Origin of the sequence: Shewanella sp. BJSY2023SW007 (genome assembly GCF_047314525.1) — a bacterium.
Classification (GTDB): Bacteria; Pseudomonadota; Gammaproteobacteria; order Enterobacterales; family Shewanellaceae; genus Shewanella; species Shewanella chilikensis.
In genome coordinates this window covers 1-17,154 of the sequence record NZ_JBKORL010000076.1, presented here as the reverse complement: position 1 = coordinate 17,154, position 17,154 = coordinate 1, and the positions used below count along the sequence as shown (strand labels likewise).

The 17,154-nt window shown below is 51.7% G+C and carries 13 protein-coding genes; 8 read left to right on the top strand and 5 right to left on the bottom strand.

What is annotated here, in order from left to right:
• Positions 1–1,158, top strand: a 1,158-nt coding sequence (tuf, locus tag ACMHXE_RS12830; protein WP_413732293.1) for an elongation factor Tu, incomplete at its 5' end; no start/stop codon positions are given.
• 128 nt (positions 1,159–1,286) lie between these two features.
• Here tuf and ACMHXE_RS12825 read toward each other — a convergent pair.
• The gene (locus tag ACMHXE_RS12825) at positions 1,287–2,294 is read right to left on the bottom strand and encodes a hypothetical protein (RefSeq protein ID WP_335922192.1); all 1,008 of its coding nucleotides are present in this window, start codon (positions 2,292–2,294) and stop codon (positions 1,287–1,289) included.
• 306 nt (positions 2,295–2,600) lie between these two features.
• Here ACMHXE_RS12825 and ACMHXE_RS12820 point away from each other — a divergent pair, with 306 nt between their 5' ends.
• Both ACMHXE_RS12820 and ACMHXE_RS12815 read left to right on the top strand, forming a co-directional pair.
• On the top strand, positions 2,601–3,164 hold the full coding sequence (locus tag ACMHXE_RS12820) for a hypothetical protein (protein WP_224867119.1): 564 nt from the start codon (positions 2,601–2,603) through the stop codon (positions 3,162–3,164).
• Positions 3,121–3,660, top strand: a complete 540-nt coding sequence (locus ACMHXE_RS12815) for a hypothetical protein (protein ID WP_335922193.1) — start codon at positions 3,121–3,123, stop codon at positions 3,658–3,660. Before ACMHXE_RS12820 ends, ACMHXE_RS12815 begins: the two co-directional genes overlap by 44 nt.
• 1 nt (position 3,661) lies before the next feature.
• Here the strand turns inward: ACMHXE_RS12815 and ACMHXE_RS12810 are convergent, their stop codons facing one another.
• The 3 genes from ACMHXE_RS12810 to ACMHXE_RS12800 form a co-directional block, all read right to left on the bottom strand.
• Positions 3,662–4,126, bottom strand: coding sequence for a tRNA (cytidine(34)-2'-O)-methyltransferase (locus ACMHXE_RS12810; protein WP_221050015.1), 465 nt, complete (start codon positions 4,124–4,126; stop codon positions 3,662–3,664).
• A 132-nt stretch (positions 4,127–4,258) separates the two neighbouring features.
• A complete protein-coding gene (locus ACMHXE_RS12805) occupies positions 4,259–7,123 on the bottom strand; it encodes a TonB-dependent receptor plug domain-containing protein (RefSeq protein WP_226565228.1) in 2,865 nt (954 codons plus the stop codon).
• 196 nt (positions 7,124–7,319) lie between these two features.
• Complete coding sequence (locus ACMHXE_RS12800; protein WP_413732425.1) at positions 7,320–8,840, bottom strand: aldehyde dehydrogenase family protein; 1,521 nt, start codon at positions 8,838–8,840, stop codon at positions 7,320–7,322.
• A 247-nt stretch (positions 8,841–9,087) separates the two neighbouring features.
• Here ACMHXE_RS12800 and ACMHXE_RS12795 point away from each other — a divergent pair, with 247 nt between their 5' ends.
• The 5 genes from ACMHXE_RS12795 to ACMHXE_RS12775 all read left to right on the top strand — a co-directional run bounded on the left by ACMHXE_RS12795 (position 9,088) and on the right by ACMHXE_RS12775 (position 15,912).
• Entirely contained in the window at positions 9,088–10,884 is a 1,797-nt protein-coding gene (locus ACMHXE_RS12795; RefSeq protein ID WP_413732423.1) for a sigma-54-dependent Fis family transcriptional regulator, read from the top strand.
• Positions 10,885–11,092: 208 nt separating this feature from the next.
• On the top strand, positions 11,093–12,076 hold the full coding sequence (locus ACMHXE_RS12790) for an MDR family oxidoreductase (RefSeq protein WP_413732421.1): 984 nt from the start codon (positions 11,093–11,095) through the stop codon (positions 12,074–12,076).
• 424 nt (positions 12,077–12,500) lie between these two features.
• Entirely contained in the window at positions 12,501–14,021 is a 1,521-nt protein-coding gene (locus ACMHXE_RS12785; protein ID WP_413732420.1) for a flavocytochrome c, read from the top strand.
• A 26-nt stretch (positions 14,022–14,047) separates the two neighbouring features.
• Positions 14,048–14,401, top strand: coding sequence for a cytochrome c3 family protein (locus ACMHXE_RS12780; RefSeq protein ID WP_044735439.1), 354 nt, complete (start codon positions 14,048–14,050; stop codon positions 14,399–14,401).
• Positions 14,402–14,667: 266 nt separating this feature from the next.
• Positions 14,668–15,912 carry a hypothetical protein gene (locus tag ACMHXE_RS12775; protein WP_413732417.1) on the top strand — a complete coding sequence of 415 codons (1,245 nt, stop codon included), beginning with the start codon at positions 14,668–14,670 and terminating at the stop codon, positions 15,910–15,912.
• A 38-nt stretch (positions 15,913–15,950) separates the two neighbouring features.
• Here the strand turns inward: ACMHXE_RS12775 and ACMHXE_RS12770 are convergent, their stop codons facing one another.
• Positions 15,951–16,817, bottom strand: a complete 867-nt coding sequence (locus ACMHXE_RS12770) for a LysR family transcriptional regulator (RefSeq protein WP_115389432.1) — start codon at positions 16,815–16,817, stop codon at positions 15,951–15,953.
• Positions 16,818–17,154: the final 337 nt, after the last annotated feature.

Here is a 17,154-nt window from a genome sequence, read left to right as displayed (position 1 = left end):
AAGCCCCACGTTAACGTGGGCACCATTGGTCACGTTGACCATGGTAAAACCACTCTGACTGCTGCTATCTCAACTGTACTGTCTAAGACTTACGGTGGTGAGGCGCGTGACTTTGCAGCGATCGATAACGCTCCAGAAGAGCGTGAGCGCGGTATTACCATCAATACCTCTCACATCGAGTATGACACTCCAACTCGTCACTACGCCCACGTAGACTGCCCAGGTCACGCTGACTATGTTAAAAACATGATCACCGGTGCTGCCCAGATGGACGGCGCAATCCTGGTAGTAGCTTCTACTGACGGCCCAATGCCACAGACTCGTGAGCACATCCTGCTGTCTCGTCAGGTAGGTGTACCTTTCATCATCGTATTCATGAACAAGTGTGACATGGTAGACGATGAAGAGCTGCTGGAACTGGTAGAGATGGAAGTTCGTGAACTGCTGTCTGAGTACGATTTCCCAGGTGATGACCTGCCAGTAATTCAGGGTTCTGCTCTGAAAGCTCTGGAAGGCGACGCTCAGTGGGAAGCCAAGATCATTGAACTGGCAGAAGCACTGGATACCTACATCCCTGAGCCAGAGCGTGATATCGATAAGCCATTCCTGCTGCCTATCGAAGACGTATTCTCAATCTCTGGTCGCGGTACTGTAGTAACAGGTCGTGTAGAGCGCGGTATCATCAAAGTTGGTGACGAAGTAGAAATCGTGGGTATCCACGACACTACCAAGACCACCTGTACTGGTGTAGAAATGTTCCGTAAGCTGCTGGACGAAGGTCGTGCCGGTGAGAACTGCGGTATCCTGCTGCGTGGTACCAAGCGTGATGAAGTAGAGCGTGGTCAAGTACTGGCTAAGCCTGGTTCAATCACTCCACACACCAAGTTCGAATCAGAAGTTTACGTCCTGTCTAAAGAAGAAGGTGGTCGTCACACTCCATTCTTCAAAGGCTACCGTCCACAGTTCTACTTCCGTACAACTGACGTGACCGGTACTATCGAACTGCCAGAAGGCGTAGAGATGGTAATGCCAGGTGACAACATCAAGATGACAGTAACTCTGATCTGCCCAATCGCGATGGACGAAGGTCTGCGCTTCGCAATCCGTGAAGGTGGCCGTACAGTTGGTGCTGGTGTTGTAGCTAAGATCATCGCTTAATTGCGAGACAGGTTACTTTGAAAAGGAAGCTTCGGCTTCCTTTTTTGTTTTATAACGTTATTTACACGCTTTGCTTCCTTCCTTTTATGCGCCAACGCTTAATTAATCCCGGATAGAGGATTTCTGTCTCAAGCTGTACTTTTATTTAAAGAGCTCACAGGGTTACTTGCCTGAATTGCACATAAATTCAACCTGCGCTTGTCGTGCACTAAAAATAGCTTGTTATCCATAAAGCTTATTTGAGCCTTGGTTGGTTTGATGTCACCGAGATTCTGGGCCGGAGTCAGTGCCAGTTCAAAGGGGCTTGGTTCCTCTGCCAGCGAATGACATTCGAAACGCTTGTTGGCTCTGGAGCTTAACCACAGCTGTGGCCCACAATCGCTGAAACGGGCGCTGCCGGGTGCCAGAAGGCTAGACGATTGCAAGAGCAGATCTTTTTCCTGACCACTGCCGAGCATTTTGGAAAGTTTGCCCAAGAGGCTATCCGGCAGGCCATATTTGTATTCTGCCAATATAGCCTCTTGAGTGTCTGGTGCAGATTGCCCCTGACAGAGGCAGAAAATCTTTTTGTTACAGACCTGGATCGCTTCAAGCCAGAGAGGGCTGCCCGGCTTTAAGTCGGCGAGTTCAGGTTCGTCCGGCTCCTTGTATCTGTTGACCAAGTGACAGTGATCTTCTTTGATAAATAGCCAGGAAATGGCCCGGCCCTTACGGGTATTAGGGGAACTCATTCGCAGCAGCAGTTGATTGTCATCCAGCGGACAAAGCTGCAATGGCAGAAAATGGAAGTGTTGCTGCTCCACTGTCATGGAAAGCACATCCGGATTGGCAAAGGGGTAGTGCTGCGCCTGAGCTTCTGTCAGCGAATCCCAGATCCAGAGCCCGGTTTCATCCAGCAGAGTGAGCTGTTGATGCCAGAGGCAGACCTGGGGATGCCCCTTAAATTGGGTGAGATCCAGCAGCAAGCTGGGGGAGTCGGCCTCGGTAGGCCAAATGGCCAGCAGCGGCTTACCCTCAGACTCGTCCCACAGAGTTAACGCCAGTAGCTCTGGGGCCAGGAAGCGGGCAGCCTCCAGCAACCAGCCTTTGTGGTTGAAATCCCACTCTCTGATGATACGGCTCTTGAGTCTGTGCATAAGATCTCCGGCAATAACAGCATTGGCATTGATTGTCGCAGAAACTGTGCAATAGATCTGCTACGAAAACAGAAATTTATCGGCTTGTTTATCGGGAAACTTTGATCTGTTCCAGGCGCGGTTCGACAGTGGGATTTGGCAGAGTTCAAAAGCTCCCGGGCACTAATGCCCCGGGTACTAACGCCTCAGGCACTAACTCATAGTCACGACACCGGGTAGCCGTTTACCGGCCGCGCCAGGTAAGAGGCAAAAGGCGTTTTATGTCCTAAACTTCTGTATGCCTGCCACTCAGCCACAGAGATCCCCATGACCATGACAGATAACAAGCAGCTCGAAACGCCCACGACTCTGGATTCACTCGATTCGGCCCAATGGCTGCATATCTCGGAAACGGTAAAACTCCTGTTGTTGTCGATAGCCCAGATAGAGTTGACCCTGACCGATGGTGAACACAATGTCACCGGTTTAGGGAGCCTGTTTACCGACATGGCGGAGCAATTGCGAGAGGTGAATGCCTGGTTGGAAACTCAGGAGAATACTCCGGCCGAGATCCTTGATCATGGCCGCCATCTGGCCGGTAAGGTCAATGAAGGTATAGTGGCTTTTCAGTTCTATGATCGTCTGTCACAAAGGCTCAACCATGTGGTGACCGGGCTGGCGTTGACTGAAGAAGTTTTGCGGGATGAGCATGGCCGCACCTCGGAACATGCCTGGAAAATGTTACAGCGTACGATTAAGTCGACATACTCGCTGGACTGTGAACGCAAAATGTTTGATCTTGTGCTGCAGGGAATGCCACTACACGAGGCTTTGAGCCAGTATCAAGATGAACATCTCAAGCAAAACAACAACGATATCGAACTCTTCTGACTTTCTACGCCTGCTTATTATTTCACTGGCCTTGGCCTGGCAACCCGCCTGGGCCAGCAAGGCTTCTTTTAGTCAATTCTGTGAAGCGCTCAATGGCCATTGGCAGGGGGATGGCGCCCAAAGCGGGCAAACACCGAAGGAGCTCAGCCTGGATGCCATCTGCAGTAAAGACAAGCGTCAGTTGTTACTCAGCGTCAGTGAAGGGGCACGCCATCCCCTGAGTGAAACCTGGTGGTTTCGAGACCAAGACCCCAGTGTGGGGCTCTGGTACTTTGACGGTGTGACCGAAGAACGCTTTCAATCCTTCACCCTTTACCATCAGGGCAGCGGATTTTCCCTGCTGGGTGAAGGGCAGTCCGGTGGACGACCGGCGCTGATCCAACTGCTATTCGAAGCCGATAATGACGGCTGGCTCTGGCGCCAGAATTTGCATTATCTGGATGAGGACTCGGATAGCTATCAAACCTACAGAGCCATCTCACTGCAACCTCGCTGATTTATATAGCGCCGCTGAAACCCTGTTGACGCCATGCTTCATAGCTGATGATAGCCACTGCATTGGAAAGGTTCAGGCTGCGGCTAGAGGGCACCATGGGGATCCTCAGTCTGTGCTCTGCAGCAATGCTCTGCAATATTTCCTGAGGCAGGCCGCGAGTCTCGGGGCCAAACAAGAGCACATCGCCTTGCCGATACTCGAGCTCGGAATGTGGCCGGCTGCCCTTGGTGGTGCAAGCCAAAATGCGTTTGCCCGCCATGGCTGCGAGAAAGTGCGGGAAATCAGGGTAACGGTTTACTCGGGTCAGGTCGCCATAATCCAGCCCGGCCCGGCGCAGTTTTTTCTCTTCCAGATCAAAACCCAAAGGCTCTATCAGGTGTAGCTCGCAGCCGTTGTTGGCACAGAGACGGATAATGTTGCCGGTATTGGGGGCAATTTCGGGTTCATAGAGGGCGATGTGGAACACGGGTTGACCTTATTGCATGCAGATTGGGGCATTATACCATTCAGCAACGGAGTGTCCCCCTCTCAGTGAGAATGCAAAGTCGCTAGAAAGTAAAAAAGCCCCTCAAGGGGCTTTTTCAGGCGAGGTAATTGCTTACATCTCGTATTTGACAGTCAGGTAATAGAAGCGACCTATGTTGTCATAGCTGGCGCTGCCGGTACCTGTACCAGTGGTGCTGCCTGGTAGGTCACGGTCGAATGCGTTGTCTATCCCGAGACCGAACTCCAGACCATTGTCCATGGTGTAGGTGGCATACAAGTCGGTAACACTGTATGAACCATAGCTCATGACATTGGAGTAAGGCACGTCATAGTCGGCGTTGAACTGCGGAGTATACAGATCTACCGAGTCCAGATAACGTGTCTTCCAGTTCAGGTTCCAGGCGTCGTAGCTGTAGTTCAGTACCAACTGACCTTGCCACTGTGCTTCACCTATCGTGCCGGCATACTCTTCATAATCGGAGGAATCATCCTGGAAGGGATATTCGTTGCGCTCGATTAGATAGGTACCCAGTAGGTTGGTGCGCAGGTCACCGCCAAATAGCGGGAAGTCATAACCGATTTCGAAGTCGACCCCTGAGGCTTCCTGCTTGGCTATATTCTGCACAATCTGAATGATGTTAGTGATCTCGTGTGAGGTGGCGTCACGGGTGAGCAAATCACAGTATTGGTTGTTGACCCCTGTGGGGGAGTCGATACAGCGATTGATAATATCCTGAGCAGCGATATTGGCGATAGCATCTGTGATTTCAATGTTCCAGTAATCCACCGTCATCACCAGACCTTCAACGAATGAAGGCTGATAAACCAGACCGACAGTGTAGCTGTCAGACTCTTCAGGCTCCAACTGGTCATTACCACCGGAAACCCCTTCGAGGGTTGCGCTGTCATAGCTGGAATCGAAATCAGTTGGTACCCCGAGTGCGGCGCAGTTGGCAGCACGAATCGCTCGTTGCTCTGGAGTTACCTCGGCCAGTTCGCTGGTTTTACAGGTGTCATCAACATTGAAGAAGTTCTGACCTTGGGCACCATAGTATTCGCTGATGTTAGGGGCGCGCAGAGCGGTAGACAGAGTCGAACGCAGGCGCAGCGAATCTATGATGGTCCAGTCCAGACCCAACTTCCAACTGGTAGCATCGCCAATGGTGGAGTAGTCAGCGTAGCGGACCGCGCCATCCAGAGTCAGGTTCTGGATACCAGGTAGGTCTTCCAGCAGCGGCACAGAGATCTCGGCATAGATTTCTTTGACATCGAAATCACCGCCTTCACTCTGCAGGGCGTTAAAGAAGGTGGCGCCGGTAGCGGCAAATGGATCTTCGTTGTTCTGACTCTTTTCCTTGCGGTATTCGATACCGGAAGCGAAACCTACCATACCGGCAGGCAGCTCAAACAGGGCAGAGTTGGACATAGAGCCGCCGATTACATACTGCTCGATTTTGAATTTACCTGTAGTGGTAGTACTGAACCAGTCGGCAGCTTCGCGGGTTACCGCTCCGTCACCAAACAGATTGACGGGCACACAACCTGCGGCCTGGGCATCTGTGTCACGACAGACAATTTCGCCGCTGACAGGATCGCGAATAGCATCTACAGACTGCTGGAAATTTTTATAGATCAAGTTGTTGTAATTGGTACGGGTCTGCTCTGTCTGACCATAGATGGCATAGGCTTCCATCTCCCAATCTTCCAGCACTATACCATTTAGACCGAGCACATACCTTTGGGTGGTACGCTCATCATCTTCGGTGCGGGGACCCAGATCCGACATAAAGCGGTTGACTACCACAGAGTCTGAGCCGACCTGATCCATCAAAGCGCCCAGTTCATCGGAAACGTAGGGGTTATCACGGGTTACTGTCGTATAGTCATCTCTGAAGAAGAAGAACGCCGGTTGCCCTGAAGTGGTGGCATTGGTTCGGCTCCACTTAGCCTCGAAATAACCGTTCAGGTTATCGGTAAAGTCATAGTTGGTCTTGAAGTTGATGGTGGTACGATCAAACTCGGGCTGCAGTTCTTCCCACTGACGCAGGTTGATATAGTCACAACCCTCACCGGCACATTTTATACCGTCCGTGATTTCACCTAGACCAATAGTTTTCGGAGTACCGTCCGGGTTGAAGCTATAATAACCCGGTGTTCCGCCATAGAAGCCAACAACACCGGCATTATTGATCCCCCAGTAACCGGCATTTGGCAGCAGCTGCTTAACAGTGCTGTCATCGATAGTATTATTGAGCTCGCTCCAAGAAACCGCTGTTTGGTCACGTTCCAGCATTCCGAGGCGATCTTGCTGTGAGTATTCGACCGAGATAGCCGCGTTACCGCGATCATTATCAAAGTTGGAACCATAGGCCAGACTGAAGCGCTGGTTATTGTAGTCGCTGTCATCGGCAATACCGGCGGCGGCAGAGGCTGAGAAGCCTTCAATCTTCTTCTTCATCTTGAAGTTAACAACACCGGTAACCGCATCGGCACCGTAAATCGCCGAGGCGCCACCAGTGATGATTTCAACACTATCGACCCATTCGGTTGGAATGGTGTTCACGTCGACAGAGGATGTGCCTGGGCTACTGGCCACATGACGCTTGCCATCGACCAGTACCAGGGTTCTGGCTGCGCCCATGCCACGCAGATCCAACAAGTTCAGACCGGCAGTACCGATAGAGCTTCCCGAGTTGGCCAGTGAGTAAGTGTTTGCCAGAGCTGGCAGTTCGTTGAGTGCTTCACCTATGTTAACGGCCCCTGTTTTAATCAGAGACTCGCCCGAAATAACGGTAACCGGGCTGGGGGCAATAGCGCCCTCACGCATAATGCGTGAACCTGTTACCTGGATTTTTTCAATCTGCTGCTCATTTTGTTCCTCTGCCATGGCCGGAGAGGCCACTGCCAGAGAAGCAAAACCCGTTGCTGCAAAAAGTGAAAAGCGAATGGCGTTCGCCAGCAATTTCTCTTTTAACATACCAACTCCCTATGAAATTGTTTAGATATTGTTATTTATGTTTCTTGTTGTAGCTAAACAATACTAGTATTTGTGAAAATCTCTTTCAATAGTTGATCTGTTGATATTCTTTGTATTCGCAAATGTTAATTTAATGTATTGGTTTTGTGCAATTAAAAGCCCGACAGAAGCCGGGCTTGTTTTGACTGTGTTTGATTTAGAAGAAACCCAAGGGACTGGTGGAGTAACTCACCAGCAGATTCTTGGTATTTTGGTAGTGAGACAGCATCATTTTGTGGGTCTCCCGGCCGATACCTGACTTCTTGTATCCTCCGAAAGCGGCATGTGCCGGATAGGCATGATAGCAGTTGATCCAGACTCGTCCTGCTTGGATCCCCCGCCCCATACGCTGTGCCCGATTCATATCCCGGGTCCAGACGCCGGCACCCAAACCATACTGAGTGTCGTTGGCAATGCTGAGTGCTTCTGCTTCATCTTTGAAGGTGGTTACAGCCACCACTGGGCCAAAGATCTCCTCCTGAAATACCCGCATCCGGTTATGGCCGCTGAGTATTGTCGGGGTAACATAATAGCCCTGACTCTGGGAGCCCGGCAGGCTGTTGGCCTGACCGCCAAGCAGTATCTTGGCGCCTTCATTGCGACCAATTTCCAGATAGCTGAGTATTTTATCAAACTGCTCCTGTGACGCTTGAGCGCCGACCTGAGTGTCGGTATCCAGCGGATCTCCCTGTTTGATACTCTGGGCTCTGGCGATGACCCGCTCGATAAATTTGTCGTAGATGGACTCCTGGATCAGTACCCGGCTGGGACAGGTGCAGACTTCACCCTGGTTGAAGAAGGCCAGCAACATGCCTTCGACCGCCTTATCCAGATAATCGTCTTCCTGTTCCAGGACATCGGCAAAATAGATGTTGGGGGATTTCCCGCCCAGCTCCATGGTCGAGGGGATCAGTGACTCAGCGGCGCACTTGAGTATGTGATAACCCACTTCGGTTGACCCCGTGAAAGCCAACTTGGCGATGCGTTTGCTGGTGGCCAACGCTTGACCCGCCTCGGCGCCAAAGCCGTTGACGACATTAAGCACCCCGGCAGGCAGCAAATCCTGAACCTGCTCCAGCAGTACCATGATGGAAACCGGTGTCTGCTCAGCTGGCTTGAGTACGATACAGTTGCCGGCCGCCAGTGCCGGGGCTATCTTCCAGGCCGCCATCAAGAGTGGAAAGTTCCAGGGAATGATCTGCCCAACCACGCCCAAAGGTTCGGGAAAGTGATAGCTGACCGTGGTGGCATCAATATCGGCAGCGCTGCCTTCCTGCGCGCGAATACAGCCGGCAAAGTAACGGAAGTGGTCCACCAACAGGGGTAAATCGGCATTGAGGGTTTCCCTGACCGCCTTACCGTTTTCCCAGGTTTCGGCCACTGCCAGCATCTCCAACCTCTGCTCTACTCGATCGGCAATGCGCAGTAACAGATTGGCCCGTTCGGTGACTGAAGTCTTGCCCCAACTCTCTTTGGCGGCATGGGCCGCATCCAGCGCCAACTCGATATCCCGGGCATCAGAGCGGGCGGCCTGACAGAAGACTTCGCCGGTGACCGGGGTACGGTTATCAAAGTATTGTCCGCCAACCGGCGCGAGCCACTTTCCACCAATAAAATTGTCGTACTTATCCTTGAACTGCAGCAGGGCACCCTGAGTGCCGGGTTGGGCATAAATCATGGTGAGTTTCCTCGTCTTGTTGAAAGGTTTTTCTTGTATTTATCTGTTCGGCCACAGCGGCCTTGGCTCAGGTAAACGCAAAGGCCGGGCCAGTGTGAGCCTGCTTGTTCATTTATTGTGCTAACAGTATGATGAAAAACTAAATTTGCGATTGCTGTATCTTGGCGTGGTGCCGGGTACTCGAGTTGTCTATCGCGCAAACTGTGGCAAAAAGGTACACACAGGTGTACCAGAATGGAGCAGGGCTATGACACTCAAGACCCATTCCCAATCCTGGTTATCGGCTTCCTGGCAACGTTGTCAGGGGGCCGGGCTCAATCCCGCCGCCATACCCGATGAACTCAGGCTCAATACTGCAGCCCTTGATGAGCGGCGCCAGCGCCATGGCCGGCTGCTGCAAGCCGTGGAGCACAGTGCACTGCCACTGTTCAATCAACTTATGGGGCGAACTCAGAGCCGGCTCATCCTCTCGGATCCTCAAGGTTTTGTGCTGCAGCACTGGGGCGTGAGCCGCTACTCACAAAAGCTTGCCAATATTGCCCTGGATACCGGGGTCAACTGGCTGGAGCAATACAAGGGGACCAATGCCATAGCCGCGGCACTCAGCGAACGCCAGTGTGTTTCGGTTATCGGTGAGCAGCACTTTATCAAGAGCCACAGATTTATGAGTTGCACCGCCAGCCCGCTGTTCTCCCCGGACGGTGAGTTGCTGGGAGCCTTGGATATCACCAGTGAGCAGCAAATCCATACCCCAAAGACAGCCATTTTGGTGTCCAGTTTGGCGCAGCAGTTGGAGCTGGCTTTATTGTGCCGACTTCCCGGCGCTGCTGTTCGATTGGATCTGGCGCCGCAGCAGGCCCTGCTGCATTCAGGCTGGCAAGGCGTATTGGTGCTCGACCTTGATGGACGGGTGCTGGGCGCCAACCCTATGGCAAGGCAACTACTCAAAGGCATCAACCTGGGCCAAATTCACCAGGCCTTGTCCCCTCAGGTATTGAACCGGGGCAGCGGCCGCTTGCAGCAGGGATTGGTGTTCAGAACCCAGGCGTTGGAGCGGCCTCAACATACCAAGCCTGTGGTTCGAGCGAGCCAGAGCCGAGAGAGCAGAGAAAGCAGCGCTGCTTTTAAAGAACCCAGGTTGGATCAAGCCTGGCAGCAGGCGCGTAAGGTGTTGGTACGAAATATCCCTTTGCTGATCCTGGGGGAAACCGGAGTGGGCAAGGAGCAGTTTGTCAAACAGCTGCATGTGCAAAGTCCCAGGCACCAGCAGCCTTTTGTGGCAGTCAACTGCGCCGCGATCCCGGCGGAGCTGGTGGAATCAGAGCTGTTTGGTTATCAGGCGGGTGCCTTTACCGGAGCTTCCAGGCAGGGATATGTCGGCAAAATACGTCAGGCGCACCAGGGATCCCTGTTTCTGGATGAAATAGGCGAGATGCCCCTGGCGGCCCAGAGCCGTTTGCTTAGGGTGTTGCAGGAGCGCGAGGTGGTGCCCATTGGCAGTAATCAGGCACACAGCGTCGACATTCAGGTGATTGCCGCCACTCATATGGACTTACCAGCATTGGTGCAGCAGGGGGCCTTTCGCGCCGATCTCTATTACCGGCTCAATGGCTTGCAGGTCACACTGCCTGCATTGCGCCAGCGAAGCGACCTGCGGCGTCTGATCCACAAATTGCACCAGCGCTATCGAGTTCGGCCCCAGAGCCTGTGTCCTGTGCTGGAGCAGCGATTGCTGCAATATCATTGGCCGGGAAACCTACGGGAGCTGGATAACCTGATGCAGGTAGCCTGTTTGATGGCCGAAGAGTTCCCTGAACTCAACTGGCAAACGCTGCCTGAAAGTCTGCAGCAGACCTTGGTGGCTACAGAAGAGACTGTGACCGGTCTGGTACCCGCGCCGGGCAACAATCTGCACCGCCAAATGCAGACGCAAATTCGCGACACCTGGCTGGCTTGCAATGGTAACGTCAGTGAAGCGGCACGCCGCTTGGGGATTAGCCGCAACACCCTATACCGTAAGCTTAAGGCGTTGGCGCTGAAGTAGTTTTAGATGTTGGTATTTCGTTAATAATTCCGCAGTGGTAGAGCCAAGTAATGAGGCCAGGGCAACAGATTGGGATTATCGAATGTGAACCAAGCTGCGAAATAACCCATGAGTTGCACGCCTCGACACTCTGCTAATGCTCTTGTGTCCCGTCGCGTTTTTTTCCATTAGTCTTGAATTTGTATTTTTAACAGCAGGAGCGGTAATCATGTTTAAGGCACTGGTATTGACCCAAAACGATAAACAGACCCTGGCCCAAGTCACTCAGTTGCAAGACAGCGATCTGCCTGAGGGGGATGTTCTGGTCGATGTTGCCTACAGCTCACTGAACTACAAAGACGGCCTGGCGGTGACCGGGCTTGGCAAGATTATTCGTCAATTCCCCATGGTGCCGGGTATCGACTTTGCCGGTGTGGTACGAGAGTCGGCCCATCCGGATTATCAGCCAGGCGATGAGGTTATCCTCACCGGCTGGGGCGTTGGCGAAAACCATTGGGGCGGTATGGCCGAGAGTGCCAGAGTCAAGGGTGACTGGCTGGTGCCTATGCCACTGGGTTGCACAGCCGCCAAGTCGATGATGATAGGCACCGCCGGCCTCACGGCCATGCTGTGTGTACAAGCGTTGCAGCAAGCTGGGATCAAACCGAAAGATGGTGAGGTGCTGGTAACAGGTGCCAGTGGTGGGGTCGGCTCGGTGGCCGTGACGCTGCTGGCTAAACTCGGCTTTAAGGTTGTCGCCGGTACAGGCCGTCTGGAGCAGAATGCGACCTGGCTCAAGCAGCTTGGTGCCAGTGATGTAATTGAGCGCAGCGAGCTTGAGCAGGATGCCAGACCACTGGATAAGCAGCGCTGGGCCGCCGTAGTAGATACCGTAGGGAATAAGGTGCTGGCCAGCGCCTTGTCACAGCTGAATTATGCTGGGGTCGCCGCGATTTGTGGCCTGGCGGGGGGCTTTGCCCTGCCAACCACGGTAATGCCCTTTATTCTTCGTGGCGTCAGCCTGCTGGGAATAGACTCGGTGCAGTGCCCGGCCGCCAAGCGCCGTGCTGCCTGGGAGCAGATAGTGGCTCTGTTGCCTGAGAGTTACTATCAAGAGGCTTGTCATGAAATCACTCTGGAGCAGGTACCCGAGGCCGCAGCGCAAATCGTTAAAGGTGAAATCAGCGGCCGCACTCTGATTAAAGTCGGCTGATCCTCGTCTAAAAAAGGGGGTCTCTGGGCCCCCAAACTGTTTGTTGTGACCTGTCCTGAATACAGTTAGGCCCCAACAATACGGCTCCACCCCAGCTTTTCTGTTGATATTCCTTCTATTGAGTCAGTGCTTGGCTAACTTTGACTTAGATTAGCTTTTGAGCTTGAGAAAGAGCCAAAGTCATAGCTGTTTATCAATTGCTCTCTTTTCCCCTGATTTCTTGCCTGTCTTGTGGGCTGTGGCGAAGTTTGGAAACCGTTCCAAAAAATGTCACTTGTCCAGCTTTGCAGTTAAAACCCAAGCCAGATGTCATTTTTAAATGTTGCCCTTTTGTTTAAAAAGCAACTGACGCTTAACTCCCGTTTTGGAATTGATTCCATCCCTAAGATACCAGTGTCAATTAAAACGAAAAAGGTGATGACAGATGAGCAAAGTAGATCTGCTGGGACGCCGTAATTTTATTAAGGGCGTTGGCGCCGCTGCCGGAGTTGCCGTGGCTGCTCCCGTGTTGGCTGTATCGGAAAAAGCCACGGATGTGAGTTGGGATAAAGAAGTTGAAGTGCTGATTATCGGTTCAGGGTTTGCCGGTTTGGCAGCGGCCATTGAGGCGACCCGCAAAGGCGCCAAAGATGTGCATGTCTTTGAAAAGATGCCTTATTTCGGTGGTAACTCTGCCATTAACGGTGGCTTGTTCGCCGCACCGGGTACACCTATGCAGCAACAGGAAGGTGTTAAGGACTCAGTAGAACAGATGGTTGCCGATCAGTTGAAATCGGGCCGGGGTATCGCCGATGAGGAACTGCTGCGTCATGTGGCTTCACACGCGGTGGAAGCCTTGCAGATGACCCTGGATGCCGGTGCCGAATACCATCCTTACCTGCAACAATTGGGTGGTCACTCGGTTGCCCGTACTTATCAAACCGCGGTCAGTTGCGGCGCAGGTATTACCCAGCCTTTGTATAAAGAGTGTCAGCGTATCGGAGTCAAGACCCATAACCGCTCCAAGTTTGAGGGCTTTGTCCTCGGCAAGGATGGTCGCGTCGAAGGGGTGAAGATGCGTCAGGGTTATTACTTCGGCGAAGCGGACTCTGGCAAGTTGGTGTATATCAAGTCCAAGCGCGGTGTCTTGATGGCAACCGGTGGCTTTGCCCAGAATATCGGCCTGCGAATGGCGCAGGATCCGACTCTGACCCATGAAGTGGGTTGTACCAATACTCCCGGCGCCACAGGTGAAGGTATGTTGGAGATGTTCCGTCTCGGCGCTGTGCCTGTGCATCTGGCACATATTCAGTCCGGGCCCTGGGCCTCTCCCGATGAGGGCGGTTTTGGTTATGTTTCCAACTATTCCATCTTCAACTTCCCTCATTCAATTGCGATTAACCGCATGACAGGTAAGCGCTTTATGAATGAAATTGCCGACCGCAAGACCCGCGCCGATGCCGAGTTGGCCTGTCGCGACGCTAAGGGAGAACCGCTGCCACCTATCTTGATCACCAGCTACAAGGACTCCAAACAGCACCCCAATACCGCCAAGGTGCTCAAATACAATGTGGGTTGGAAGTTTGACTCACTGGAGGCACTGGCCAAGCACTTTGAGGTGCCTTTGAAACCACTCAAGGCACAAATCGAAGAGTACAACCGCTATGTCAATAGCGGTGAAGACAAGCAGTTTGGCAAGAACATGACCAAGGCAAAAGATAAGTATATTGAAGCGCCTTTCACTGTGGTGCGTCTGTGGCCCAAGGTGCATTACTGCCAGGGCGGAGTCCAGGTGAACACCAAGGCTGAAGTCAAAGATAGCCTCACAGGTAAGCCGGTTGCCGGACTCTATGCCGCAGGGGAAGTGTGTGGCGGCATCCACGGCGTTAGCCGCCTGGGAAGCTGCTCTATTCCCGAATGTATGGTGATGGGTATGACTGCGGCCCGCAGCATGATGCAAGCCTGAATTGAACGGTGAGAGAGGACTCAATAATGAAGAAAGCAAACTTAGTATGGGCACTGCTGTTGGCAGGGCTAACTTCGGTATCGGTTCATGCCGTTCAGCAGCGCGATTATCACAAGGCAGTGATAGGCAAGGATTGTAAGGTATGTCACGACCAAGGGCTTAAGCAGTACCCTTCAGATGGTGCCTGCCTTAAGTGCCACGATGTCGATGAGCTGGCAAAAAAGACAGCCCGCAGTGGTGAGGACAGATGGCAAAATCCCCATGACAACTTGCATTATGGTAAAGACCTGCCTTGTGTTGAGTGTCATGGTGAACACCAGCCTAAAAAACCTCTGTGCAGTAATTGCCATACCTTTAAATACGATAAACATAAGGAATAATGAAAGGGTTTATATGCTGCCTCAAGTTTCCTCCACCGGCAGCATGACCCGTAAATATCTTTGATTAAAATAGTCCCTGCAACTGCTGTTTTAATTCAATGATAGGCTCACTTGATCACAAGTGGGCCTTTTTTGTTTGCTGGCTCACAACTCTTTTTCATTCTGTTATCTTTTTTGTTGCCTGTGTTCAGGCAACATTTTTGGAATGGATTCCAAGTATATGCTTTGCCTGATATTTACTCTAAATATAATTGAGGTTCCAGGTGATGAATAAGAAACTAATATTAATTTCACTGCTGATTTCCAATACAGCGATGGCAGAAAAGTTACCGGATTTTTTAGACTCGGCTGATATTGAAAATGCAAGCTTTGTCTGTTTGGGTGAAACGCCAGAGTATTCCAAACAAGATCAAAAGTATGTCGATATTCTCTGGGATGAAACATTGCGTTATTTAAATGGCTTTGCCCAGGCGCTCACCAATGGCGAGCAAGCTCATTGCCTGAACTCGGATGAGGCTATTTACGACACCAGCGCCGGTGGACAAAAGTTCTGCGTAATGGATCGCCGCGATATGCAGCTGATGGTGAAAAATATCTATCAGGTATTGCACAATCCCCAAAGTGCCAAAATTTGTTTCGGGGCTCGCCGTGATGTCAATTGGATCTACAGCCCAGGAGGGGAACTGGAGCAAAAATCCCCGGTGGCTCAGTGGGCGAAACGCATGAGCTTTAATGAATTCTTCAAGCAGAAAGTCACCAATAAACAGGTGCAAAAGCAGGGAAAAATCTTTACTGATAACTTCTACAAAATGGTCACAGGTGATGAGGTGAAGATGCCATCGGCTTTCCCCTATGACATCAGTGCCAACGCCTTGCCCAACCTGTGGGCCGCTGCCGGTTGGTTCCCCATGTATGCCGAAGAAAGCAAGCGCAATGACAAGAACTTCAATAATGTTCGTGGCGGTTATGCTTATGCAGAGATCTTTGGTCACTGGGGACTACTGAGAATTGACAGCATCAATGGTGAGAAAGTCGGCGCCGAAGTAGGTATGACAGTACAGTCGGTCGATACTCTTTACCCGTTTCACAACCATGCCATTTCTGAAATGTACTACAACATGAGGCTGCCGGCTTGCACCAATCAGTTCAAGAGCCTGGCAATCAAAGCCGATTCACCTTTGTTGGAAACTGTAAAAGAGAATGACAAGATGCGCCGGGTCCGCTTCGATGCCGGGCAACCCAATGTCGATGCAATGTGGCTTTCCGGCAGCAGTGAACGCGATCCCCTGTTGTATTTTCACCAGAACACCATCCATGCCTTCGATGTTGATGGCAGCTGCGAAGCCAAGCCGGAAGAGAGAGCGATAGTCTCGGTTTGGGCCAGAAGCAATGCCCACGACAAACGCAATGACTATGGTACAACACTCTTGTGTGAATCAGCCAAGCAGCCGGGCACACCAGCCAAAAAGGGCGAAACCATTCAATGTGATCTGAGTAAACTCAAGTGGTAGTTAATTAAGATGAAAGCCGGCACTAGCCGGCTTTCATCTTATTCTACGGCCGTGTTTCTGTTTTTGAGATTGGCCTTCAACAGGGCGATGAGTTGATTGCAGGCTTCAGTTTGGCTCTCCGGATTGAGATAGAGAGATTCATTGAACACGGGCAAGGGAGGGAGATCATGCTCTATGGGATCGAGGATCTGCATCTTGTCGTTGATCCTGAATTCGGCAATCGGAGCTATGCTCAAATCATTTTCGACCGCCATGCACAAGGCTTGGGGTGAGGGGGTGGAAAGCAGCACATTGATGGGCCGCATCGACAGTTGGTGGTTGGCAAACACCTGAGCTCTGATGGGGCAGTTTTCCGGGTAAAGTGCCATGGGAATCGTTTCCCGTTTATGGGCACTGCCGTTCTTGGCGGCCACCCAATGAAAACGTCGTTCGAACAGGAGCTCTCCCTGCACCGGAGGCTGCCAATGGGTCGCCACTATCAGGTCGAATTCCCCTTGATGCAACCGCTTATACAGATTGCCGCTGACATCTGTGTCTATGACCAACTCAATACAGGTGAACTCACGGACAAATTCCAGCAGGCAGTTGTCCAGATAATAGGTAATATAATCTGTGGGAACGCCAAGGCGAATCACTTCGCGATTCTGACAGTCTTTCAGCTCATCCAGGGCCTGGGTGTTGAGTTGCATCATCTTATAGGCGTAGTTGAGCAGGGTATTGCCGGATTCGGTCAGTACCACGCCTCGATTGTCTCGGAGCAACAGTGGTTGACCGACACTTTCTTCCAGCTTTTTGATCTGTAAGCTCAATGCCGACGGGGTGCGACAGACTTTTTCTGCAGCCTTGGATAAATTGCCGCATTCGGCCACAGCAATAAAACTCTCGAGCAATTCTATTTTTAACATTGGCTATTGGCGTGACTCATAATGGTATCAGTATTACTCAATATCGCAGTCGCAGAAAGCTTGTTATTATTTTATTGTGAAGTTGGGAGAGTTTGTATTTAAGCTTTGCTCAGGAGTGGCCAATGGGAAAATGGGAGCGACGAGGAAACTTTTTGGTTGAAGTGGCGCAACGTTGTTTAAGAGGACAGAAGACTTTCGGTTTATGTCGTTCTCATCTTGTTGAAGCCAGCCAAATATCCAAAGCCCGAATTCAGATAATAAGTGCACCACTCATGGTTAAACGGTGAGGAGAGATCAACTGCCTGTTGGTGATACTCTGTAGTCGCCAAACAAACAT

Coding starts and splice junctions, on each gene's coding strand:
- ACMHXE_RS12795 (WP_413732423.1), top strand. CDS start 9,088: ATGACACTCAAGACCCATTCCCAATCCTGGTTATCGGCTTCCTGGCAA.
- ACMHXE_RS12785 (WP_413732420.1), top strand. CDS start 12,501: ATGAGCAAAGTAGATCTGCTGGGACGCCGTAATTTTATTAAGGGCGTT.
- ACMHXE_RS12770 (WP_115389432.1), bottom strand. CDS start 16,817: ATGTTAAAAATAGAATTGCTCGAGAGTTTTATTGCTGTGGCCGAATGC.
- ACMHXE_RS12775 (WP_413732417.1), top strand. CDS start 14,668: ATGAATAAGAAACTAATATTAATTTCACTGCTGATTTCCAATACAGCG.
- ACMHXE_RS12780 (WP_044735439.1), top strand. CDS start 14,048: ATGAAGAAAGCAAACTTAGTATGGGCACTGCTGTTGGCAGGGCTAACT.
- ACMHXE_RS12800 (WP_413732425.1), bottom strand. CDS start 8,840: ATGATTTATGCCCAACCCGGCACTCAGGGTGCCCTGCTGCAGTTCAAG.
- ACMHXE_RS12825 (WP_335922192.1), bottom strand. CDS start 2,294: ATGCACAGACTCAAGAGCCGTATCATCAGAGAGTGGGATTTCAACCAC.
- ACMHXE_RS12805 (WP_226565228.1), bottom strand. CDS start 7,123: ATGTTAAAAGAGAAATTGCTGGCGAACGCCATTCGCTTTTCACTTTTT.
- ACMHXE_RS12820 (WP_224867119.1), top strand. CDS start 2,601: ATGACCATGACAGATAACAAGCAGCTCGAAACGCCCACGACTCTGGAT.
- ACMHXE_RS12815 (WP_335922193.1), top strand. CDS start 3,121: ATGAACATCTCAAGCAAAACAACAACGATATCGAACTCTTCTGACTTT.
- ACMHXE_RS12790 (WP_413732421.1), top strand. CDS start 11,093: ATGTTTAAGGCACTGGTATTGACCCAAAACGATAAACAGACCCTGGCC.